Source organism: Pyxidicoccus sp. M15 (assembly GCF_056858435.1).
In genome coordinates this window covers 4,091,876-4,111,779 of record NZ_CM166495.1, presented here as the reverse complement: position 1 = coordinate 4,111,779, position 19,904 = coordinate 4,091,876, and the positions used below count along the sequence as shown (strand labels likewise).

Here is a 19,904-nt window from a genome sequence, read left to right as displayed (position 1 = left end):
GCTCCAGGCACACCGGGAATCGAGAACACCATCATGGCCTACAATGTGAGCAAGGACCCCCGCACGGACATCCGCGAGCGGGCGTACGTGCCCGAGCTGTTGCGCGGGCTGGCCATCACCACGAAGCACTTCTTCCGCAACCTCTTCGGGACGCGTGACACCAACACGTCGGTGGTGGACCGCACGGGCACCAGCCTGATGACGACGGTGGAGTACCCCGAGGAGAAGCCCATCTACCCCGAGGGCTACCGCGGGCTGCACCGGCTGGTTCCGCGCGAGGACGGCAAGCCGCGCTGCGTGGCCTGCTACATGTGCGCCACCATCTGCCCGGCGCAGTGCATCTACATCGAGGCGGGTGAGTACGAGGAGACGTCCGCCGAGGGCGAGTCCCGCGTCATCGAGAAGTTCCCCACCCAGTTCGTCATCGACGAGCTGCGCTGCATCGTGTGCGGCCTGTGCGTGGACGCGTGCCCCAAGGACGCCATCCGCATGGACACGTACACGCACACCCCTCCGGAGTACACGCGGCAGAACTTCGTGTACGACATCCCCAAGCTGCTGAAGGGGCCGGCGGTGTCCCACCCGTCGGACCCGTGGAACAAGCGCGAGGGCTCCGAGGAGCCGCACCACGCCCACAAGGAGGCCCACACCCGCATCGGCGAGGGCCTGGTGGAGCTGAAGCTGCCGCAGCACGGCAACATCGGCGCGGGCCACGGCCACGGCGGCCACGGCAAGGCCACGCCGGGCGCCCAGACGGGCGCGCATGGCGGACAGACGGTGGTGACGCAGCAGGGCCCCATCCAGGTGACGAAGTTCCTCAAGTAGATCCGTCCTCCTCACGGGCCCGTAGGGCTTCGTGACTGCCGGCCCGCCCCCCGCTCTCGCAGCGGTCGGCGGGCCGGTGCCTTTTCGGGGTGCAGGTGGTGACGATGAAGCTCTTCAATGGCCCTGGCGCCACGCACCAGGACGGCCGTCTTCCAGGCCCGTGCGGAGTGCAGGCGGCCGTCGTGTGTCCGCGCTCGTCTGCTTCCACACACTTCGGGGACTCCGTAGGGTGGGTGCACCCATGAAGCGCTACCGCCTCTCCGTGTGCAAGGGCTCCACCTGTAGGGAAGGTGGTGCGGACGCCGTGTACGCGGCGGCGAGGGACACGCTGTCCGCCCAGAAGCTGGTGCCGCGCTGCGAGCTGTACCGCGGCGGCTGCTACGGCTTCTGCCACATGGGGCCCAACGTCGTCGTGCGCGAGGACACCGGCCGCAAGAGAGACCCTCTGTCCCCGGAGGACTACCAGCTCATGGGCTGGCCGGGCGAGGTGTACTACTCCCACATGACGCCGGAGAAGATGGGGCGCGTGGTGGAGGAGCACATCGCGAAGGACGCGCCGGTGAAGGAGCTGTTCGGCCAGCCGGACTCCGACGACGACTGACTCACGCGGCGGCGGCGGTGGGCCCCGCGTCCTCCAGGCCGTGCACGCCGTCCCAGTCCGCGGGCGGAGGCGTGACGAGGTAGCGGGCGCAGCGGCCCACGTACACGGCGGCGACGGTGTCGTGGAAGTCCATGCTGGCGCGCTCGAAGAGGGCGTGGGCCTCGGCGAAGCGGCGCTGGTGGTAGGCGGTGAGGGCCTGCTCGTGGAGGGCCAGCTGCTCCTGCATGCGCGGGGTGATTTCGCCGCGGCGCCCCAGCAGCTCGTGGACGCGCACCGGCTGCGGGCGGCCCTTGAAGCGCACGTGGTCCACCATGCGGAAGACGTAGCTGTCGCTGGCCAGCTGCGCGGCGGCGTCCCCCACCAGCACCCAGGTGCCGTACACCTTGTTGACGGACTCCAGCCGTGCGGCGAGCCCCACCGCGTCCCCCAGCACCGTGTAGTTGGACTTGAGCTGGCTGCCCATGTCCCCCACCACCACCTCGCCGGTGTCGATGCCGGCGCGGAAGCTCAGGCGGCGGCCGAACTTCTTCTCCCAGCCGTCCTGCTTGTCGGCGAGCACCGCGCGCAGCTTCAGCGCGGCCTCGCAGGCCAGGTGCGCGTGCCTGTCGGTGCGCACGGGCGCGCCCCAGAAGGCCATGACGGAGTCGCCGATGTACTTGTCCACCTGCCCCGCCGTGGAGCGCACCACCGCGGCCATCTCCGTGAGGTACTCGTTGAAGAGGCCCACGAGCTGCTCGGGGGACAGGCCCTCCGACAGGCGGGTGAAGCCCTCGATGTCGCAGACGTACACGGACATCTTCCGGCGCTCGGGGCGCATCAGGTTCAAGTCACGCGCCACCAGCCGGGCCACGTCCGGGCTGACGTAGCGGCCGAGCGCGTTGTGGACGAAGTCGCGCACCTCGCGCTCGGTGTTGAAGGCGTAGAGGAGCGTGACGGCGAAGGCGCCCACCATGGCCATCAGCGGGCCGGCCATGGCAATCCACAGTCGCTGCTCGATGAAGACGTAGGCGGACACCGCCGCGTAGCCCGCGCCGGCCGCGACGAGCATGCCGACGTAGAGCACCGCGCCGCGCACCGAGCGCAGCAGGAAGCTGAGCGACAGCGCGAGGAAGGCCCCGGAGAAGGCCAGGCCCACGGTGAGCATCAGGTCCAGGTCCGGCGGCGCGCGGGTGATGCCCTCCGAGCGGAGGATGTTGGCCAGCGCCTGCCCGAGGATGGCGCCCCCGGGCGTCTCCGGGCCGATGGGCGTGGAGCGCAGGTGGCCGCCCTCCCCCGCCGTGCGGGTGAGGACGACGGTGCGGCCCTCCAAATCATTGTCGAAGCGCGCGGGGCGCTCGCCCGCGACGTCGAAGACGTTGAGCAGCACGTTCCACGCGCGGATGGAGCGGGCGAGCGAGCCGCGAGAGCCCCGCCCCGCGGTGGGCGCGTCCCAGCGCAGCAGGCTGAAGCCCGAGGCGTCCATGGGCACCGAGTACGCATCCCCCACGTGCAGCCGGCCGTCCGCGTAGCGCAGCGTGCGCGTGCCGGCCAGGCGCATGGCCGCGGCCAGCGGCAGCGAGGGCAGCACGTGCCGCTGCCCGCGCACCGTGTAGGCCACCAGCTGGGGGACGGCGCGCACCACGCCGTCCGGGTCCGCCGGGAGGGTGACGGAGCCGTAGCCGCTGCCACCGCCCAGCAGCGGGGCCACGGGGTGCTGGAGGTGGCGCACCTCCACCAGCTTCGCGGCGTCCAGCCCCTCCACCTGCACCTCCGCCAGCGACACGAAGAGGTCCGTGGGGCCCACGCGGTAGGTGTCGTCCGCGGCGCGGCGCTCTTCCGTCGCGGCCGAGGCCACGCCCAGCCGCGTGCCCAGGCCGTGCCCGTCCGCCTCGTCGGTGGCGCCGCCCCACACCTCCACCTGGTTGCCGGCGGGGATGAGGAACGCGGGCCGCTGCACGGCGAGCACGGCCTGCGCGCGGGCGCGGGCCTCGCCGGGGGTGGCGTAGGTGCCCAGCTTCACGCGGTACGGCCACAGGCGGCTGGCGGGCGGCAGCACGCGGGGCCCCTGGGCCTCCCAGGAGAAGGACAGCAGCGCGCGGCCGGGCTCGCGGTCCAGCAGCGCCCGGAAGGCGCCGTCGTCGCTGGAGGGCGTCTGGGGGGACAGCTTCGGGTCCACGCAGGCGCTGGGGCTCAGCTCCGGGAAGGGCAGGTCCACCAGCACCAGCAGGGCGCCCTCCTCCACCAGCCGGTGCACCATGCCGCCCACCAGCTGGCGCGGCCACGGCTGCGTGGCGACGCCCGGCCGGTCGTCCTGGCGGGCCTCGGCGAGCGTCTCGTCGTCGATGGCGACGACCACCGCCTCGTCCGGCCGCTCGGAGCGCTCGCCCAGCTCGCGCACGCGCCAGTCGTAGGAGACGCGCTCCCACCCGTCCAGCCACGCCTGGGCGGTGTCGAAGACGGCGGAGGGGGCCCAGCCGGACGCCTCGTCCTTCGGCTCCGCCAGCCCGGGCGCGCGCAGGTAGACGAGCAGGCCCAGCACACAGCCGAAGCTGATGGCCATCAGGAGCGAGACGCCGAGCCTCTTGAGGAAGCGCCGGCCTGCGGAGTGGACGCGGTGACCTTGCACGGGAGCCCGGAGGATACCCCGAGTCCGGCCCCGGCGCGGGCGCCGTCGTGCGCGCCTGCTATGCTCGGCCAACTCGCGGTACCTCTGGAAACCACCGATGAAACGCCTCCTGCTCTCCCTCGCCCTCGCCGCTTCCTCCCTCGCTCCCCTGGCCTGCGACCTGGAGAAGACGGGGAACCAGCTCGCCGCCGACCACGTCATGGTCGGCACCCTGCTCTCCACCCCGCAGGTGGACGTGTCCGCCTCCGCGCTGGCCGGCTACGACGCCGGCACGTTCAGCCCGGACGGGGGTGACGTCCTCTCGCTGCCGGCGCAGACGGCGGCCGTCGTGTTCCTGGGCACGCGCTCCGGGGAGAACTCGCAGCCGACGGGGGTGGCGGGCGCGTCCGTCACCGTGCAGCCGGTGGACGGACAGGCCACGCCGCTGACGGAGGACGGCGCGGGCAGCTACAGCCGCACCAGCGTGGGCGAGGAGGGCTTCCAGTACCAGTCCGGCGCGACGTACCAGTTCATCGCCTCGCAGGGCGGCACGCGCTACGTGGGCCAGGTGGACAATGCGCCGGTGAAGGAGACCATCGCCGCCTTCCACCCGCCCGAGGGCTTCCTGCGCATCGACGCGAAGACGGCGCTGGCGTTCGACCGGGTGGCCGTGGCCGAGGGCCAGGACCGCACGCTGGGCTTCGTCACGGTGGTGCCGCTGAGCGCGAGCGGCGCGCAGGGCGAGCCGACGTACACCAACGTGCCCACGACGCCCCTGCAGTTCCTCCAGCTCGTGGGCCTGCCCGGCCCGTACCGCGAGGCCCGCGTGACGATTCCGGCCACCGCCTTCCCCCAGGCGAACCAGACGTACCTCGTCATCTTCCAGGCCGTGCGCATGGGCGGCGCGGAGTCCGACAACCTCTTCCTCGGCAGCGCGCTCCTGGCGGGCACCGCCGAGGTCGGCGTGGTGCGCACGCGCTGAAGCCCCGCGCCGGAGTCAGCCCGCCTCGAGCTCCAGGTCGATTCGCCCTTCGAGCTTGAGGCGCAGCAGGTGCCCCGCGAAGCGCTCCGCCTCCTCGCGGGTGAGGACGTTGCGGAAGGCCGTCCCTTCCGCGACCTCCACCTCCAGCACCGCCCCGCGCTGCAGGAGGCGGAAGAAGTCCTCGCCTCCGCCGGGGCGCGGGACGAACAGGGGCAGGAAGCCCTTCAGCGGCAGCACCTCCCCCGCCCCGCGCACCCGCGCCTGGAGCCCCGCCGCGTCCGGACGGACGTCGGTTGGGGCCACGCCCTCGTCGGGGTAGAGCGGCGCGGGCGACAGCGCCACGTCCTCCGTGGAGTCGTCCAGGAGGAAGCCGTGGCGCGAGGGAATCCGCCCGCTGAAGAGGAAGCACAGCAGCACCGGCGCATCCCCCGACACGCGCTCCACGTGGAGGATGGAGCGCTCCGCCCCCACGCGGCGCAGGAGCAGCGTCAGGCGCGGGCGGCTCGCGGAGAGGTGGCGCTGGACGCGGTCCTTCAGCGTGGTGCGCAGCTCCGTGAAGGCCGCGTCGTAGCGGGCCTCGCCCTCCGCCTCGCGCTGGGACAGGGCCTCGCGGGCCGCGGCCAGCTTCGCCTCGGCGTCCCGCATGAAGTCACCCGCGGACGGCGCGGACGGCACCAGCCCGGGCCCCTCCGGAGCCGGCGGCGACGCCAGCCCCGCGGCGCGCACCGCGCCCAGGAGGAAGGAGCCCTGCTGGTCCAGCCGCTCACGCTCCTCGCGCAGGCGCGCGCGGAAGGCGGCGTGGTCCAGCTTCAGCTCCAGCCACGCCTCGTAGCCGGACTCGAGCGTCTCCAGCGCACGCAGCCGCGCCAGCGCGGCGTCCGGCCCCGCGCCGGCCGCGGACTCCATGCCGGGCAGCCGTGACATCCCGCCCTGATTCGTCTCACTCACACGTCGACTCTAACCGCCCCGCGAGGCGAAGGCGCCACGCGATGCCACCTCCGGCCCCCGGAGCGCCCTCGTGACTGGGTGCCCGGCCGCCCCGCAACGAGAAGGCCCCCATCCGGTGCCGGCATCGGCACGAATGGAGGCCCTCGCGTGAAAGCGGCTGCTCGCCTGGAATCAGGTGTTGCGCGTCGGCGACGGCGTGCCCGACTGCTGGACCGTCTCGCTGACGCGGCCCACGGTGTTGTTCAGGTACTCCTGGCCGCTCGCCAGCCGCTGCTTCAGGTCATCCCGGAGCTGGTTGCCCGGCTTCGGCGCCAGCAGCAGTCCCAGGCCCGCGCCCACCAGGATGCCCGCCGCGAAGGCGCCCAGCACCGGCAGGAGCGTCTCCGTCGTGTCGCGGCGGGTCTCCAGGCCGATGAGGTGCAGCAGGTCGTCCTTGTCCATCTTCTTGAGGGTGTTGAGGTTCACCATTCTGTACTCCAGGGGTGGGTACTGCGACGGCAAGTGGGTAAGGCGCCAAAAGCCTAGTAGCTGGGAGGGCGCGGAGTGCCAGCGTTCGTGGCATTCGTCGCGGCGGAGCTCTCCGAGCGCCCCCCGCCGGCCATGTCACGGCCCGCCTGGTAGCCATTGAAGGCCTGCTCGGCCATGCCCATCAGCTCGTCCTTGACGAGCGGCAGCGCGGCCAGCCGCACGCCCAGGCGGATGATGCGCGCCGTCAGGGGCGTGAAGAGGCCACCGCCCAGCACGTAGCCCACGCCCAGCGCGGCCGCCATCATCCCGTACGGGTTGCGCTCCACGCGGCCCTTCAAATCCAGCGTCTGGCCCAGGTCGGTCACCGCGCTGCGCGCGTCCGTCCAGAGCTGCTGCGCCTCCGAGCCAATCTGGTCCACCCGCTGCCCGAAGCCCGCGTCGGAGCCGTTGTTCTGCGACTGGGGCGTGCCGTTGCCCGTTGCACCTGGATAGGTCGTCATGAATGCCCTCTCGTGTCCTTCGGAAAGCGCTTAGCGGCGCGAGGCGATGCGGCCGACGAGGAAGCCAACGGCCACCGCGCCCAGCAGGCACGTACCCGGGTTGGCCCGGATGAAGCTGACCACCCGGTTGTTCATGTCCACCAGGTTCTGCCGGGCCTCGTCGAGCTGCGGCACCACGCGGTCCTGGAGCTGCCGGGCCCTGTCGGCCATCTGCTGCGGATTCATCTCCATCGAAGCCATCTCCTCTTTCAGGGGGTGAAACGTAGAGTGTCCCGCGCGCTACCGGCGCGAGCCCAGCCAGAAGCCCACGACGAAGGCCGCGCCGATGCACGCGTGCGGATGACGGCGCACCCACTGGCGCCAGTCGGCGGCCACGGCCACCTCCTCGCGCAGGGCACTCACGGACGTGGCCAGCTCGGCGCGCGTGCGCTCGATTTCCGCTCGAAGCGCGGCGGCGCTCTGGGGGCTGGCGGACTTGGGCAGTCCATTGCTAGCGGCCATTCTGCGGCTCCTTGAAGAATTCGCTGTTGGCGCCCCGGAGCGTATTCACGGAGGCGTCCGGCGCGGAGTGGGTCAGCGCCGCCATGCTGCGCGACAGCTCGCTCGTGCTGTCATCCATCATCCGGCGCGCCTGCAGCCGCTTCACCGCCCAGAGCGCGCCACCGATGCCGCCGACGAGGTTGATGAAGCCCACCCCACCGAGCGCCCCGGCCCAGCCGAGCCACGTCGACAGCACCGCGGCCAGCGCCCCGCACACGAAGGCATAGCCCACGAGGATGAAGGGCACGAAGGCGGCAATCATCGCCACGTCCAGGCCGGTGGCCTTCACGTCCTCCGCGAGCTCCAGCCGTGCCAGCTGCAGGTGCTGTGTCACCAGGCGGCTGAAGCCGTCCGCCATGCGCCCGACGAGCGCGGAGATTCCGCGCTCGGTCTGTTCACTGCCCACGTGCATTTGCTTCTCCGGCCGGCGCCCACGTCCTCACGGGTGGGGGCCAACCTAGGCACCCCACCTCCGCGCGACAACCACGTCACGGCGGATCTGTCCGGCGTTCGCAAGCGTCGGCCATTGAACGCGCCCACCGGCACCCGCAAGGCTAGCCGATGAGCTGCACGGGCGGAGAGAGGGGGGTCTCCACGGCGATGGGCGCCTCGAAGCGGAACACCAGCGGCAGGTGGTCCGACGCCACCCTGCTCATCTGGGTGCGGTGCGGGTGGACGTCCACCGGGCGCACCCCCGCGTCCACGTAGATGCGGTCCAACCGCAGCATGGGCATGCGGGTGGGATACGTGCGAGCCGCCGCCCCCAGCTCCAGGGCCACGTCGCGGATGGCCTGGCGCACCAGCGACGGCACCGGCCCGTTGCCCAGGTAGTTGAAGTCCCCGCACACCACGAGCGGGTCCTTGCGCGCGGCCTCGCGGAGGATGTCCGCGGAGAGGAGCAGCGCCTCCTGCCGGCGCCGCTCCCCCAGCCGCAAGCCCAGGTGCAGGCTGAAGACGTGGAGCTGGCTGCCGTCGCCCAGGTCCAGGTCGCACCGCAGCGCCCCGCGCGGCTCGCGGCGTCCCACGCTCAAGTCATAGTTCTTCGACTTGACGATGGGCAGCCGCGAGAGAATCGCGTTGCCGTAGCGCCGGCCGTTGCGCACCACGTTGGGGCCGAACGCCATGTGCATGCCGAGCAGGTCCGCCAGGTGCTCGGGCTGGTCCTCCCGCGGGGTGACGTTGCGGAAGTCCCCCACCTCCTGGAGCGCGATGATGTCCGCGTCCACCTCGCGGAGCACCGAGCCCACCCGGCCCAGGTCGAACCGGCCGTCCGTCCCGATGCCGCTGTGGATGTTGTACGAAACGAGGGTGAGCTCCACGCGCGCGGCTCACCCGTTGACGAGGTGGAACCGCCGCGCCGCGAGCCGTGCCACCTCCAGGGGCAGCGACGCCAGCCGCGTCATCGCCTTGGCCGCGTCTCCCAGCCCGCCCTGGATGGCCTGCAGCTGACGCTGCGCCTCGTCCATCAAGTCCCCCAGCCGCCCGCGCGGAGGCAGCTCCTTCGTGGGAGGCAGCGCGCCGATGGGCGCCGTGCCCCCGATGACGGGCGCCTGGTCCCTCAGGGTGGCCGCGCGCTTCTTCCCCTTGCGCGGGGTGAAGGCCGGGCCATGCGAGAACTTGGCGTCCGGCTCCGGGCGGGCCAGCTCCTCCAGCTGCGCCTCCATCTGGTGCGCCTGGTAGAGCTCCTCCGTCTGCGCGTGGGCCTTCCCGTAGTGCACGCCCTCATGGCTGCCCATGCGCTCCGGATGGGCGCCCGTCTTCTTCAAGCTCGCCTTGTCCTCATGGCGCAGGCTGCGCTTCTGCGCGGGCAGCGTCTTCGGGACCTGGAAGTGGTCGTAGCTATAGGTACGGGGCATCCGCGAATCTCCAATAATCGAGTCCGTCCAGAAGCTAGGGAGCGCGCTGGTCCCCGGGTACGCCTTGACGGCACATGCCCCGCCCGCTCGCTCCCCCTCCGTCCTTCCGGGCGGCACAGGTGGCGTCCCCCTTCGTCCAAGTGCCGACAATGTCAGGCAGATGGCGGTCCGTCGCCGGGCAGCCAGCGGGGCGCAGGGCGGCAGGCGACACGGCGAGCGCTTTCGGGGGGAGGAGCAGGCGTGCGGCGACTTCTCTTGCAACCGCGGGAAGAGGATGCGCTCGCGTGGTGTAAGAACGGCCCATGCCTCCGCTCCCCGCTGGCCGGAAGTATTCCACCTCTCCCTACCTGCTGCTCGCCCTGCTCGCCCTCGGTGCGAAGGCGCAGGCCGCCGCGCCGTCCCCGGCGCCCGTGCCTGTGGCCGCCGCGCCCGAGTCGCAGCCGCTCGCCGAGGGCCGGCCCCTGCTGTCCCTGCAGCCCGGGGCGGCCAAGCCCGGAGACCCGGTGATGGTGATGGTGCGGGGAATGGCGGAGCTTCCGTCGGGCACGCTGGCGGGCCGTCCCCTGCGCTTCTTCCCGTGGGGCGAGGGCTTCCTGGCCGTGACGGGCCTGCCGGTGGAGCTGGCCCCGGGCACGGCGGCCGTGAAGGTGCTGGGCCCCGCCGCGCCGGGCGCCGCGCCGCTGGAATTGACGGGCACGCTGGACGTGGTGGAGCCGGGCTACCCCGCGCGCGAGCTGAAGGTGTCCGGCAAGTACGTGGAGCCGCCCGCGAGCGTGAAGGCCCGCATGGCCGCGGACCGGCGCGCCTTCGCGCAGGCCTTCGCCCAGCCCTTCGCCGCGCCCATCTTCGAGCAGAACTTCGCCTGGCCGCGGCAGGACCGCATCACCGCGCCCTTCGGCGACCGCCGCACCTTCAACGGCAAGCTGTCCAGCCAGCACTTCGGCGTGGACATCGACGGGGACCCGGGCACGCCCATCCTCGCCGCCAACGACGGCGTCGTGGTGATGAGCCGCGACAACTACGGCGCCGGGAAGACGGTCATCGTCCACCACGGCGCGGGCCTCTACACCTCGTACTTCCACATGTCCCGCATCGGCGTAAAGAACGGCACTCGCGTGAAGCAGGGCCAGAAGCTGGGCCAGGTGGGCAGCACCGGCCGCGTCACCGGCCCGCACCTCCACTGGGGCGTGAAGGTGGATGACCTCTGGGTGGACGGCGAGCAGCTCCTGCGCCTGGACTTCTTCCCGCCCGCCACGCCCGGCATGGCCTCCGGGTCCACGCAGCTGGACGCGCCGTAGCGCGCGGGGCTCCGCTCAGCGGTCGTTCCACTTCGGCGGGCGCTTCTCCAGGAACGCGGAGATGCCCTCGCCCGCGTCGTCCGCGAGCACGTTGAGCGACAGCTGCGAGGCCAGGAACTCCAGCGCGGCGGGCAGCGGCAGGTCCTCCGCGGTGAAGAAGGCGCGGCGCCCCAGCGCCAGCACCGCCTGGCTCTTGCCGGCCAGCTTCCCCGCCAGCGTGCCCACCGCGGCGTCCAGCTCCGCCGCCGGCACCACCCGGTTGACGAGCCCCAGCGCCAGCGCCTCGCGCGCCGGCAGCCGGTCCCCGGTGAGCACCAGCTCCAGCGCGCGCTTGCGGCCCACGTGCCGCTGCAGCAGCGCCATCATCATCATCGGGAACAGGCCCACGTCGATTTCGGGCGTGCCGAAGTCCGCGCCCTCCACCGCGACGGCCAGGTCACACGCGAGCACCAGCCCCAGCCCGCCCGCCAGCGCGTGGCCGTTGACGCGCGCCACCGTGGGCTTGCGCGCCTCCTGGAAGCGCGCCAGGAGCTTCCCGTAGGAGCGCCGGCCCTCGTGCGTGGACAGGAAGCCCTCGTCCCCGGCCATCTGTCCCAAATCTCCGCCCGCGCAGAACACCTTCTCGCCCGCGCCGGTGAGCACCACCACGCGCACCGCGGCGTCCGCGTCCGCGCGCTCGAGGCCGGAGATGAGGCCCCGCACCACCGCGGGAGACAGGGCGTTGCGGGCCTTCGGCCGGTCGATGGTCAGGTGCGCTTGGGCGCCCTGGACTTCGTAGCGGACTTCTCCGGCGGCTTCTCCGACGACTTCCATGCGGGCACCTCTTCACCGTGGGCGCCCTTGAGGACGCCGTGGAGGAAGGAGTCGGCAATCTGCGCCTTGGCCCGCTCCAGCGCGGCGACGTCGCGCGAGTCGGTCAGCCCCACCACGAAGGCGGTGAGCCCCATCTCGATGTTGCCGAACAGGAGCGCGGAGGCCAGCTGCGGGTCCATGTCCGCGCGCAGCTCCCCGGACTCCTGCGCCTGGGCGAACAGCCCCGAGCTCAGGCGGATGGCGTCCACGAAGGCCGTCTGCCGGTTGATGCGGGAGCCGGCCGGGCTGCGGGCAATCTCCAGGATGAGCACCTTCACCGCGCGCGGGTCCACGCGGTAGGCCTCGAAGGCCACGTCCACGATTCCGCGCACCTTCTCCGCGAGCGTGCCTTCCGTCTCCACCACCGCGCGCACGCGCGTGACGAAGCCGCTCCAGCCGGTGTCGAACACCGTCTCCAGCAGCTCGTCCTTGTTCTTGAAGTAGTGGTAGACGAGCCCGTACGCGACGCCCGCCTCCTTGGCGACGTCAGCAATCCGGCACCCGTGGTAGCCCTTGCGGGCGAACACGTCGATGGCCGCGCGCAGGATGGTGCGGCGCCGCTCGCTCTCGCGCGAGCCGTTCTCCGCCGCCGTCTTGCTCTGCTGACCCACGACGTCCTCCCCCGGGGTGTTGATTCGCCAATCGGCCGGGGGGCCGACCCTACGGAGGGAGGGGCCCCGGGGTCAATGCCTTGTTGCGGCGTGCCCCGGGCCCCCGTGTGCGTTACGCGCGGCTACTTCACGCGGCCTTCGACGGTGGGCCCGGTGATGCCCACCACGTGCCCCTCCTGCTGGGCGGCGGTGTAGTAGCACGTCGGCGACACCACCCAGCGTACGGGCGGGTTGCTCTCGGGCGGCGGGGTGCCTTCGGAGGGCTGCTCGTGGACGTCCTGCACGGAGTAGCTCTCGAAGTTGTAGGCGGGGTACGTCAGCGCGATGCCGGTGGTGGTGGGCGCCACCTTCACGGGGCCGGACGCGCCGCCGGTGCAGCCGTCATCATCCGCGTTCTGCGCGATGCGGTTGTACCAGGGGTCCGACACGAGGAAGTTGATCGTCTGGGCGCCGAAGTGCTCGACGATGAAGGTCGCCGGGTCCGTGCCGGGCGCCGGGTTGATCTGCCGGAAGACGTCCGTCGCATCCAGCTGGTGCGGCCAGCCCGTCCAGAGGATGCGCTCCTGCACCCAGATGAGCGTGCTGGCGTCGAACTGGTTGTTCTTGCCGGTCCACTTCCCGTCGCCGTTGGCATCCACGTAGCGCTCGTGCGGGTCCCACGTGCCGTTGTCGTTGTTGTCGACGAAGGGCTCCGTCAGGTCCACGAAGGGCTCGCCCGTGTCCCACGTGCCGTTGTTGTTGTTGTCGTCGTACGCCTCCTCACCGCTGGTGATGGCGATGAGGGAGACGAGGTTGTCGCGCGGGTTGTTGACGATGTTCGGCCGGATGGGGTCATTGCGGCGCGGCTCGGAGCGCGGCTCGTAGGGCCGGGCCGGGGTGCCGAAGGCCGCCAGGGGGTTCTCCTCCCAGAGGAAGGGGTGCATCCACAGCGGGGCGAGGTACTCACCCGTGTGGGTGGCGTCGTTCTGCGGCGTCCAGGAGAAGACGCCGGGCGCCACGTCCTCCGGCAGCGGATACGAGGTCTTGTAGAGGGCCTCGGCGTTGCCGACCACGTCCGTGGAGGACACCGCGCTGGGAGCGATGGTGCCCGCCTCCGTGAGGAAGGACACCTGCGCCCCGACGATGCCGTCGCCGTTGCGGTCACCCACATGGGCGATGCAGCGCAGCTTGACGCCGGCGATGAGGGCCCGCGTGTTGTCCCACGCGCCAATGGCGTGGTGCAGGCCGGAGCCGGCACCGGAGAACGAGCCGCACTGGAAGGTCAGCTGACGGGAGCTGGAGTTGGAGCCGGCGAAGCTCACCACCGGGCTGACGGCCGTCTTCGTCTCCTCGCCACCGGTGGACGTGGCCACCACCACGACGGAGGACACGCGGCCCCCCCGGGCCACCACCTGCACCGAGACGACACCGTCCCCGGAGTTGGTGGTGCCCTCCTGGGGCGACAGCTCCACGCCGGGCACGTCCGACTGCAGCGAGAAGGAGACCTTCGTGCCCGCCTGGGGCTGGCCACGGGAATCCACCGCCCGGAAGCGCAGCGTGGTGATTTCTCCCAGTCGCGGCTGGGCCGGTGACTGGTCCACGAACTCAAGTGTGGCGGGGGCCGGCGGCGAGCACGCCACGAACACCACGCTCGCGAAGGCCACCCATGGGGCCAGACCCGGACGCATCAGCGGAGACTCCTTGAAGATGATGGAGAAGCACGCTGTACGAACGCGTCGCACAGCGAATCCCCTGCATCTTCCCGGGCGACCTGCCGTCCAGTCAAGGACAGGACAGGAAGACCGGAGTCCCATTGCGAGCCGGGCCTGGCCTCAGTGGGGGGATGTCAGGCGGCGGAACCGCTGAACATCACCCGCGCGACCCCGAGCAGGCGGTCCACGTCCCGGGCCGTGAGGCCGCGGGCGCGCGCGAAGTCAGACAGGGGACGCAGCAGGTCCTCCGTCTGAGCAAGGGTCTGTTCCGTTCCCGTGAAGAGCTCACCGAGGCTCACGCCCAACGCGTTGGCCAGGGCGGCCAGCGTCTCCACGTGGGGGACACGCTCACCGCGCTCGATCATGGAAAGGAAGGAGACGCTGATCTGGGCCCGCTCCGCGAGCTCTTCCTGCGTCCACCGCTCCGGTCGCTGCGTGCGAAGCTCGCGGATGCGTTGGCCGATTCGTTTTCCGAGGTCCGACACGAAATTACATCTCCTGGCTGATTCGAGGTTGGTGGAACCACCACGCACGGCGGGTGATTCCTAGCCGCCGGAACCGAAGGACCCGAACCCTGCGACGCTGAGATTGATGCCGCCGAATTCCAGCGTCGAATCCCGGCGAAGGACCATCACCCCTTCAAGCCGCCAGCAGTCACACGCAGGCCCGTACGAGAGGCCGAGAGTCTGCTGGTAGAGGGGTTTTGACTCTTTTGAGGTTGGATCTTCGTACAACGGCTGCACATAGGCTTCGTACCGCACTCCCAGCCCAAATCCGAGCTTCAAACGCGTACCCGCAATGAGGGTCTGAACCCGTTCGGCCGGAGGGAGACCGGGCGCTTCGAACGATGCGCTGCCTACCAGGGTGTCCAGGCGCCGCCGGACGGCGTCCGGCCCGACGGCGAGCGGATCAGCGCCCGCGTCGATGGCCAGCCCCGAGGAGGCGAGGAAGTCGTCGAACCGGGCGTACAGGCCCGCACCCTTGCCGTTGTCGATGTTGAAGTCCGCGCTGAGCTGGGTGATGCGGCCCGTGTTCGGGTCCATGCGGATCTGCCCGCCCGCCGTGAGGACGCCCGCGCCGGCGCTCAGGCGCGCGAAGGTGTCCCGCAGCAGGGTCCCCTTCTCGTCCGGGTTGGCGGGGTTGGAGCCCTGACGGGTCAGGTCGAACCCCTGACCGATGCGCAGGCGCACGGGCTCCTGCGTGTTGGTGCCCCGCTTGAAGCGCAGCGTCTGGTCCACGGCGAGCACGGCGTGCAGGAAGCCGCGCGTGCGCCCGTCCGGCCGCAGGGGGACCGCGGCGTCCACCTCGTCGTAGAGCTGCGGCGGGCCTTCCTTGGAGCCCCCCACCGTGGGCACCCGCCCCCAGCCGCCGGGGACGTAGCGCACCTCCAGCGAGGGGGAGAGGGCGTGCCGGTACTTCGCGTCCGCCCTGCCCGACCAGGTGGTGGCGAGCTGCGAGTCCACCAGCAGCCCGGCAATGGGGTAGCCGCGCTGGAAGGTCCGCCCGGAGACCTCCCCCACCCAGAAGTCCTGGCGCAGCCCGAGCGAGGGCGTCACGCGCGCGTAGTTGCCCAGGCCGAAGGAGGTGGACAGCCGGGGAGAGAAGTCCACGCGGTCTCTCGCCTCGCGGTCCGCCGAGTCGAAGGTGCCATTGGACTGGAAGGTGTCCTGCGGCCGCGTGCCGGCCTCCGGCGAGTACCACGTGGGGATGTACGTGGCGTCCGGGCGGAAGACGCCGTCGGCGCCCTCGTCCCCGAACCGGTCCAGCATCGGGGACAGGCGCGAGTACTCCATCCTCAGGCCGCCGGTGAGTCCTCCCAGCAACGGCAGCGGACGCTCGGGCAGGGCCACGGTGATGCCGGGCAGCCGCTGGAAGCTGATGGGCGCGGGCCGGTCCGGCTGGGCCGGGTCCAGGACGGCCGGCACGTGGTTGTCCTGGAAGAAGCGGTAGGGCCAGCGGATGTCCTGGCGCAGCGACACGTCCATGCCCGCGTAGAGGTCATCCTGGCGCTTGTAGAGCGCGGCGGTGCTGCGCAGGTACTGGAACTCGCGGGCGATGATGTCCGCGGTGAGGTCCCGGGTGTACTTGCCGTCGGAGACGATGGACGCGTCCACCCGGTCGAACCAGTTGTTGCCCAGCTCCTGCGTGTGCTGCCAGGACGCCTCGCCGCGCAGGCCGCGCGCCTCCTCCACCACCAGCGACGGCACCGGGGCCGCGGACGGGTAGCGGAAGAAGTCATAGGCCTTGGGGTCCACCCGGGGACGGGAGTCGTAGAGCAGGCCCAGGGTGACGCGGCCGCGCGCGCGCTCGCTGGGGACGTAGCGGAACTCCGTGAGGAGGCGGGGCCCCTCGACGCCGAAGAGGCCCGGCTCCTTGTGGGTGACGTTGTCGTCCGGGTCCGCGGTGCCGAAGGTCTCCAGCCGCTCCACGTCCCCGCCGCCGGTGAAGTACCCCGGGGTGAAGGTGATGTCGTAGCTGCGGCCCAGGGTGAAGAAGACGGGCTGCTCCAGGGCGAAGCCATTCAGGCTGGAGGTGCTGGGCTTGGGGATGAGCAGGCCCGAGCGCCGCTCCGCCAGCGGAAGGTAGAGCCAGGGCAGCGCGAAGACGGGCACGGAGCGCACATAGACGACGGGCCAGCTCAGCGTGGCGCGCTCGCCGAGGACGACGTTGGCGGCGCTGGCCTCCACGCGCCAGCTGGGCTCGCCGGGCCCGCACTCGCACGGGGTGAAGGCCAGGTCGTCCACGACGAAGGAGTTGGGCCCGGTGCGGCGGATGCGCGTCCCGCTGATGATGACGGGCGTCTCCCCCATGGCGCGCAGCTCCTGCGGCGTCTTCGCCGAGAGCATGGCCTCCAGGGTGACGCCCCGCTTCTGCATGAAGAGGCCGCCCTGCAGGTTGGCCTCGAAGGAGCGGATGTCCACGCGCACGGAGTCGGCGACGGCGGCCATGCCGCCAGGGCCCACGAACATGACGTTGCCGGAGGCGGTGGCCACCTGGCCGGCCTCGTCGTACGTCACCTCGTCGGCGCGCAGCAGCATGTCCCCGGTGCGCAGCTCACAGTGGCCGCGCGCGGTGAGGACCTGCTTGTCGGCCTCGTAGGCGACGAAGTCCGCCGCCAGCTCCACCGTCTCGCCGGTGGGCAGCTGCACCTGCGTGGCGAGCGGAATCTGCGCCGACGACACGAGCAGCGCGGCGGCGAGCGGGACGAGGATGCTCATTCAGGGGTGCAGGGTATGCCGCGCCCGGGCCGCGCGGCGTTCCCTTTTCAGCGCCCCGTGCGCTGGAAGTCCAACGAAATGACATTGCCTTCCTGGCGGGCCTGGAAGGGCACCTGCTCACGCAGGTTGATGGTGACGCGCACCGCGCGGCCGGACGAGTCCGCCTCCACCCGCGTCACGGGGGAGCTGAAGAAGGACGTGTCCAGCGGGCGGGTGTTGTTGCTCAGGTCGATGCGGGTGTTCTCCAGCTCCACCACCACCGAGCGGCCATCCTCGCTCGCCGAGTAGCGCACCGGCTCGTTGGTGCGGATGAACACGCGGGACGCGCCGGACTGCTGCTGGAAGCCGACCAGCGTCATCGTCTTGCGGCGCGAGGACACCTCCACCGAGGCGTCGGAGCCGCTGGAGACCGCGCGGCTGGAGCGCTCACGCGGCTCCGCCATGGCGAGCTTCTCCTGCTTCGTGCTCTCGCGGGAGGCGCGGGCCTCTTCCTGGCGCTGGCGGCGCTCCTCGGCGGCGGCCTCCTGCTGGGCGCGGCGCTCGTCCGCGGCGGCCTGGGCCTGGGCCTGGCGCTCCTCGGCGGCGGCCTGGGCCTGACGCTTCTTCTCGTCGGCGGCGGCCTGCGCGGCGGCGCGGCGCTCCTCCTCCGAGCTCTTCGCGGCGGTCCGGGCCTCCTCCTGCTGGCGCTTCTTCTCGTCGGCGGCGGCCTGGGCCTGGGCCTTTCGCTCCTCCTCGGCGCTCTTCGCGGAGGCGCGGGCCTCCTCTTCCTGGCGCTTGCGCTCGTCGGCGGCGGCCTGGGCGGAGGCGCGGGCCGCCTCCTCCTGACGCTTCCTCTCGTCGGCGGCGGCCTGGGCGGAGGCGCGGGCCTCCTCCTCCTGGCGCAGGGACGCGGCGCGGGCCTCTTCCTGGCGCTTCTTCTCGGCGTCGGCGTCCGCCTGGGCGCGAGCGGCGGCCTCGGCGGCGGCCTTCTCCTGGGCCTGGCGGTCGGCCTCGGCGGCGGCGGCGGCCTGGGCGGCGGCCTTCTCCTGGGCCTGACGGTCGGCCTGGGCGGCGGCGGCGGCCTGGGCGGCGGAGCCGTCCCCGGCGGGCTGCGCGGCGGGCTCGGCGGCGGCCGGGGCTTCCGCGGGCGCCTGCGCGACGGCCTGGCCTCCCCCGCCCGCCACCTTCACGACGAGCTGGTTGCCGTTGGCCTGGATGTCCGTCTCCACCTCGCGCTCGTAGCCGATGAGCACGCGGGCGATGGCGGACGCGTCCGAGCCGTAGCTGGCCGTGCGGATGCCCGTCACGGTGCCGTTGCCCACCTGGACCTCCTCCGGCACGCCGGAGAAGACGGCCTCGGAGATGTCGATGACGAGCCTGGGCGGGTCCGTCATGGTGAAGGTGGTGAAGTTGGGCTTCTTCGTGCCGGTGATGGACACGGTGCCGCCATTCACCTGCACGCCGGTGATGGTGTTCACGTCCGCCGCCGGAGCTTGCGCGAGCGCCATCACTGGCACGAGCACGACACCGAGCAGCCACACCGCAGAGGCCTTCATCGCCTACTCCCGTTCACGTTGACAAAGCCCGGGGATGCTAGCACGCGTCCCCTTCCCTCCAACTTTCCGTCCGGGTGGTGACGCCCTGCTACTTCCGCAGGCGCGGGAGGCTGGGCGTGCGGCTGCGATGCGTCCGGGCGTACTCGATGAGGTTCTTGATGTCGTAGCAGATCTGCCGGATGTCGTGGCCCATCGTCAGCTCGATGTGGCTGTTTCCCTTCACCGGCCGCCAGAGGAGGTACTCGCTCTTCGCCGCGCGGTACACGCTCCGGGTGGACTCCAGCGAGGCGAGCGGGTCCAGGTCCCCGAAGATGATGGCCATGGGCACTTCGATGCGGCCGAAGCCGCGCTTGAAGTCGAAGCCCGTCCGATAGCAGACCATTTCGCCGCGGCGAATCCACCGCGCGAACTGCTCCAGCACCTTGCGCGGCTCGCGCTCGCCGCCCTCGCGCAGGAGCCAGCGGATGTCCTCCGCGCTCACCCGCTCCGGGTTGATGAGCCGGTTCAGCCGGGTGGTCAGCTGCTGGTACAGGGGCGAGTCCTCCGCCTTGCCCAGCTGCCGCTCCACGAACTTGAGGATGAGGTCCACCGGCATCGCGTTGAAGCGCAGCGCCCGGCGCTCCTCGGGCTGCAGCTTGCGGCCCAGCCCCGCGTTCAGGGCCCCCACCCCTCGCGCCAGCAGCCTGCGGCCGGCGCCTTCCACCTTGCCGCTCACGTTCAGCCCGGCGAGCGTCAGGTCAATCATGCCGCCCAGGAGCGGCGTGCCGTGCGCCAGCAGGCGCAGCAGCATGAAGCCCCGGCCCAGGTCCGCCGGGGAGCCGATGGTCATCAGCCCCTCGAAGTCGTTGTGGATGCCGGCGTAGCCGTAGCCCAGCATGCCGCCCATCGAGTGGCCGCAGTAGAAGATGCGCTCGCGGCGGGTGATGCGCTTCACGCCGGAGACGGCCGCCGGCAGGTCGTAGAGGAAGTAGCTGTCGATGTCCCAGCCGTAGTCCAGGTCCGGAGGCAGCGGGCGCTTGAAGCGCTCGGCGCGCTCCCGCTGGAAGGCGATGGAGCTCTTGCCGTGGCCGCGCAGCTCCAGGATGTGGATGTCCACCCCGAAGAAGAGCAGGTTCTTCACGAACTGGCCGCTCGTCCACGTGTGCCGGTTCTGCGAGAAGCCGTGCACCAGCAGCAGCGGCTCACCGAACAGCGGCTGCGGGAAGGGCTGCTTCACCGGACGGTAGCGGGTGATGACCAGCGACCAACCGTCCGCGGTCTCCACGACGTACTTCGTCTTCGAGTAAAGCGCCCGGAAGTCGACTTCGTCGATGGTGGGGAAGTGCGGCCCTGGGGTCGCGGCTCTCCAGTCCGGCAGGCGCATGCCTAGAATCTACGGCCGCTGATGCATTGCGC

20 protein-coding genes are annotated in these 19,904 nt (G+C 71.5%); 4 read left to right on the top strand and 16 right to left on the bottom strand.

From position 1 onward, the window contains the following. Positions 1 to 33 precede the first annotated feature (33 nt). Both ACX9TP_RS15445 and ACX9TP_RS15440 read left to right on the top strand, forming a co-directional pair. Positions 34 to 825 carry a NuoI/complex I 23 kDa subunit family protein gene (locus ACX9TP_RS15445; RefSeq protein ID WP_482980489.1) on the top strand — a complete coding sequence of 264 codons (792 nt, stop codon included), beginning with the start codon at positions 34 to 36 and terminating at the stop codon, positions 823 to 825. Between the two features lie 241 nt (positions 826 to 1,066). Beyond that, positions 1,067 to 1,426, top strand: a complete 360-nt coding sequence (locus ACX9TP_RS15440) for a (2Fe-2S) ferredoxin domain-containing protein (protein ID WP_482980488.1) — start codon at positions 1,067 to 1,069, stop codon at positions 1,424 to 1,426. A gap of 1 nt (position 1,427) precedes the next feature. On the opposite strand, the gene ACX9TP_RS15435 is transcribed toward ACX9TP_RS15440, so the two are convergent. After that, complete coding sequence (locus tag ACX9TP_RS15435) at positions 1,428 to 3,965, bottom strand: CHASE2 domain-containing protein (protein ID WP_482980487.1); 2,538 nt, start codon at positions 3,963 to 3,965, stop codon at positions 1,428 to 1,430. Positions 3,966 to 4,128: 163 nt separating this feature from the next. Here ACX9TP_RS15435 and ACX9TP_RS15430 point away from each other — a divergent pair, with 163 nt between their 5' ends. Continuing rightward, positions 4,129 to 4,992, top strand: a complete 864-nt coding sequence (locus ACX9TP_RS15430) for a hypothetical protein (RefSeq protein ID WP_482980486.1) — start codon at positions 4,129 to 4,131, stop codon at positions 4,990 to 4,992. Positions 4,993 to 5,007: 15 nt separating this feature from the next. Here the strand turns inward: ACX9TP_RS15430 and ACX9TP_RS15425 are convergent, their stop codons facing one another. From ACX9TP_RS15425 to ACX9TP_RS15390, 8 genes are all read right to left on the bottom strand, one after another. Next, positions 5,008 to 5,940 carry a hypothetical protein gene (locus ACX9TP_RS15425; protein WP_482980485.1) on the bottom strand — a complete coding sequence of 311 codons (933 nt, stop codon included), beginning with the start codon at positions 5,938 to 5,940 and terminating at the stop codon, positions 5,008 to 5,010. A 171-nt stretch (positions 5,941 to 6,111) separates the two neighbouring features. Continuing rightward, positions 6,112 to 6,408 (bottom strand): YtxH domain-containing protein, encoded by a 297-nt coding sequence (locus tag ACX9TP_RS15420; RefSeq protein WP_482980484.1) that lies wholly within the window; start codon positions 6,406 to 6,408, stop codon positions 6,112 to 6,114. 53 nt (positions 6,409 to 6,461) lie between these two features. Beyond that, positions 6,462 to 6,908 (bottom strand): hypothetical protein, encoded by a 447-nt coding sequence (locus ACX9TP_RS15415; protein WP_482980483.1) that lies wholly within the window; start codon positions 6,906 to 6,908, stop codon positions 6,462 to 6,464. 30 nt (positions 6,909 to 6,938) lie between these two features. Next, the gene (locus tag ACX9TP_RS15410) at positions 6,939 to 7,139 is read right to left on the bottom strand and encodes a hypothetical protein (protein WP_482980482.1); all 201 of its coding nucleotides are present in this window, start codon (positions 7,137 to 7,139) and stop codon (positions 6,939 to 6,941) included. Between the two features lie 48 nt (positions 7,140 to 7,187). Beyond that, a complete protein-coding gene (locus ACX9TP_RS15405; RefSeq protein WP_482980481.1) occupies positions 7,188 to 7,409 on the bottom strand; it encodes a DUF3618 domain-containing protein in 222 nt (73 codons plus the stop codon). Continuing rightward, the gene (locus ACX9TP_RS15400) at positions 7,399 to 7,860 is read right to left on the bottom strand and encodes a phage holin family protein (RefSeq protein WP_482980480.1); all 462 of its coding nucleotides are present in this window, start codon (positions 7,858 to 7,860) and stop codon (positions 7,399 to 7,401) included. The genes ACX9TP_RS15405 and ACX9TP_RS15400 overlap by 11 nt, the downstream gene beginning before the upstream one ends. A 142-nt stretch (positions 7,861 to 8,002) precedes the next feature. Then, complete coding sequence (locus tag ACX9TP_RS15395; RefSeq protein ID WP_482980479.1) at positions 8,003 to 8,767, bottom strand: endonuclease/exonuclease/phosphatase family protein; 765 nt, start codon at positions 8,765 to 8,767, stop codon at positions 8,003 to 8,005. A gap of 9 nt (positions 8,768 to 8,776) precedes the next feature. Continuing rightward, positions 8,777 to 9,304 (bottom strand): hypothetical protein, encoded by a 528-nt coding sequence (locus ACX9TP_RS15390; RefSeq protein WP_482980478.1) that lies wholly within the window; start codon positions 9,302 to 9,304, stop codon positions 8,777 to 8,779. A 302-nt stretch (positions 9,305 to 9,606) separates the two neighbouring features. On the opposite strand from ACX9TP_RS15390, the gene ACX9TP_RS15385 reads away from it, so the two are divergent. After that, a complete protein-coding gene (locus ACX9TP_RS15385; protein ID WP_482980477.1) occupies positions 9,607 to 10,602 on the top strand; it encodes a M23 family metallopeptidase in 996 nt (331 codons plus the stop codon). Between the two features lie 15 nt (positions 10,603 to 10,617). Here ACX9TP_RS15385 and ACX9TP_RS15380 read toward each other — a convergent pair whose 3' ends face one another. From ACX9TP_RS15380 to ACX9TP_RS15350, 7 genes are all read right to left on the bottom strand, one after another. Continuing rightward, complete coding sequence (locus ACX9TP_RS15380; RefSeq protein WP_482980476.1) at positions 10,618 to 11,415, bottom strand: enoyl-CoA hydratase/isomerase family protein; 798 nt, start codon at positions 11,413 to 11,415, stop codon at positions 10,618 to 10,620. Continuing rightward, positions 11,349 to 12,065, bottom strand: coding sequence for a TetR/AcrR family transcriptional regulator (locus ACX9TP_RS15375; RefSeq protein WP_482980475.1), 717 nt, complete (start codon positions 12,063 to 12,065; stop codon positions 11,349 to 11,351). The genes ACX9TP_RS15380 and ACX9TP_RS15375 overlap by 67 nt, the downstream gene beginning before the upstream one ends. A gap of 122 nt (positions 12,066 to 12,187) precedes the next feature. Continuing rightward, complete coding sequence (locus ACX9TP_RS15370; RefSeq protein ID WP_482980474.1) at positions 12,188 to 13,732, bottom strand: hypothetical protein; 1,545 nt, start codon at positions 13,730 to 13,732, stop codon at positions 12,188 to 12,190. A 158-nt stretch (positions 13,733 to 13,890) separates the two neighbouring features. Then, entirely contained in the window at positions 13,891 to 14,241 is a 351-nt protein-coding gene (locus ACX9TP_RS15365) for a helix-turn-helix domain-containing protein (RefSeq protein ID WP_163996972.1), read from the bottom strand. A 60-nt stretch (positions 14,242 to 14,301) separates the two neighbouring features. Next, the gene (locus ACX9TP_RS15360; protein WP_482980473.1) at positions 14,302 to 16,974 is read right to left on the bottom strand and encodes an LPS-assembly protein LptD; all 2,673 of its coding nucleotides are present in this window, start codon (positions 16,972 to 16,974) and stop codon (positions 14,302 to 14,304) included. Between the two features lie 47 nt (positions 16,975 to 17,021). Continuing rightward, positions 17,022 to 18,509, bottom strand: a complete 1,488-nt coding sequence (locus tag ACX9TP_RS15355) for an AMIN domain-containing protein (RefSeq protein ID WP_482980472.1) — start codon at positions 18,507 to 18,509, stop codon at positions 17,022 to 17,024. An 88-nt stretch (positions 18,510 to 18,597) separates the two neighbouring features. Next, positions 18,598 to 19,872, bottom strand: a complete 1,275-nt coding sequence (locus ACX9TP_RS15350) for an alpha/beta hydrolase (protein WP_482980471.1) — start codon at positions 19,870 to 19,872, stop codon at positions 18,598 to 18,600. Between the last annotated feature and the right edge of the window lie 32 nt (positions 19,873 to 19,904).

Bases quoted from the DNA above. Each gene is read 5' to 3' on its own strand.
- ACX9TP_RS15445 (WP_482980489.1), top strand. From the start codon at position 34: ATGGCCTACAATGTGAGCAAGGACCCCCGCACGGACATCCGCGAGCGG.
- ACX9TP_RS15440 (WP_482980488.1), top strand. From the start codon at position 1,067: ATGAAGCGCTACCGCCTCTCCGTGTGCAAGGGCTCCACCTGTAGGGAA.
- ACX9TP_RS15435 (WP_482980487.1), bottom strand. From the start codon at position 3,965: ATGGCCATCAGCTTCGGCTGTGTGCTGGGCCTGCTCGTCTACCTGCGC.
- ACX9TP_RS15430 (WP_482980486.1), top strand. From the start codon at position 4,129: ATGAAACGCCTCCTGCTCTCCCTCGCCCTCGCCGCTTCCTCCCTCGCT.
- ACX9TP_RS15420 (WP_482980484.1), bottom strand. From the start codon at position 6,408: ATGGTGAACCTCAACACCCTCAAGAAGATGGACAAGGACGACCTGCTG.
- ACX9TP_RS15415 (WP_482980483.1), bottom strand. From the start codon at position 6,908: ATGACGACCTATCCAGGTGCAACGGGCAACGGCACGCCCCAGTCGCAG.
- ACX9TP_RS15410 (WP_482980482.1), bottom strand. From the start codon at position 7,139: ATGGAGATGAATCCGCAGCAGATGGCCGACAGGGCCCGGCAGCTCCAG.
- ACX9TP_RS15405 (WP_482980481.1), bottom strand. From the start codon at position 7,409: ATGGCCGCTAGCAATGGACTGCCCAAGTCCGCCAGCCCCCAGAGCGCC.
- ACX9TP_RS15400 (WP_482980480.1), bottom strand. From the start codon at position 7,860: ATGCACGTGGGCAGTGAACAGACCGAGCGCGGAATCTCCGCGCTCGTC.
- ACX9TP_RS15390 (WP_482980478.1), bottom strand. From the start codon at position 9,304: ATGCCCCGTACCTATAGCTACGACCACTTCCAGGTCCCGAAGACGCTG.
- ACX9TP_RS15385 (WP_482980477.1), top strand. From the start codon at position 9,607: ATGCCTCCGCTCCCCGCTGGCCGGAAGTATTCCACCTCTCCCTACCTG.
- ACX9TP_RS15380 (WP_482980476.1), bottom strand. From the start codon at position 11,415: ATGGAAGTCGTCGGAGAAGCCGCCGGAGAAGTCCGCTACGAAGTCCAG.
- ACX9TP_RS15370 (WP_482980474.1), bottom strand. From the start codon at position 13,732: ATGCGTCCGGGTCTGGCCCCATGGGTGGCCTTCGCGAGCGTGGTGTTC.
- ACX9TP_RS15360 (WP_482980473.1), bottom strand. From the start codon at position 16,974: ATGAGCATCCTCGTCCCGCTCGCCGCCGCGCTGCTCGTGTCGTCGGCG.
- ACX9TP_RS15355 (WP_482980472.1), bottom strand. From the start codon at position 18,509: ATGAAGGCCTCTGCGGTGTGGCTGCTCGGTGTCGTGCTCGTGCCAGTG.
- ACX9TP_RS15350 (WP_482980471.1), bottom strand. From the start codon at position 19,872: ATGCGCCTGCCGGACTGGAGAGCCGCGACCCCAGGGCCGCACTTCCCC.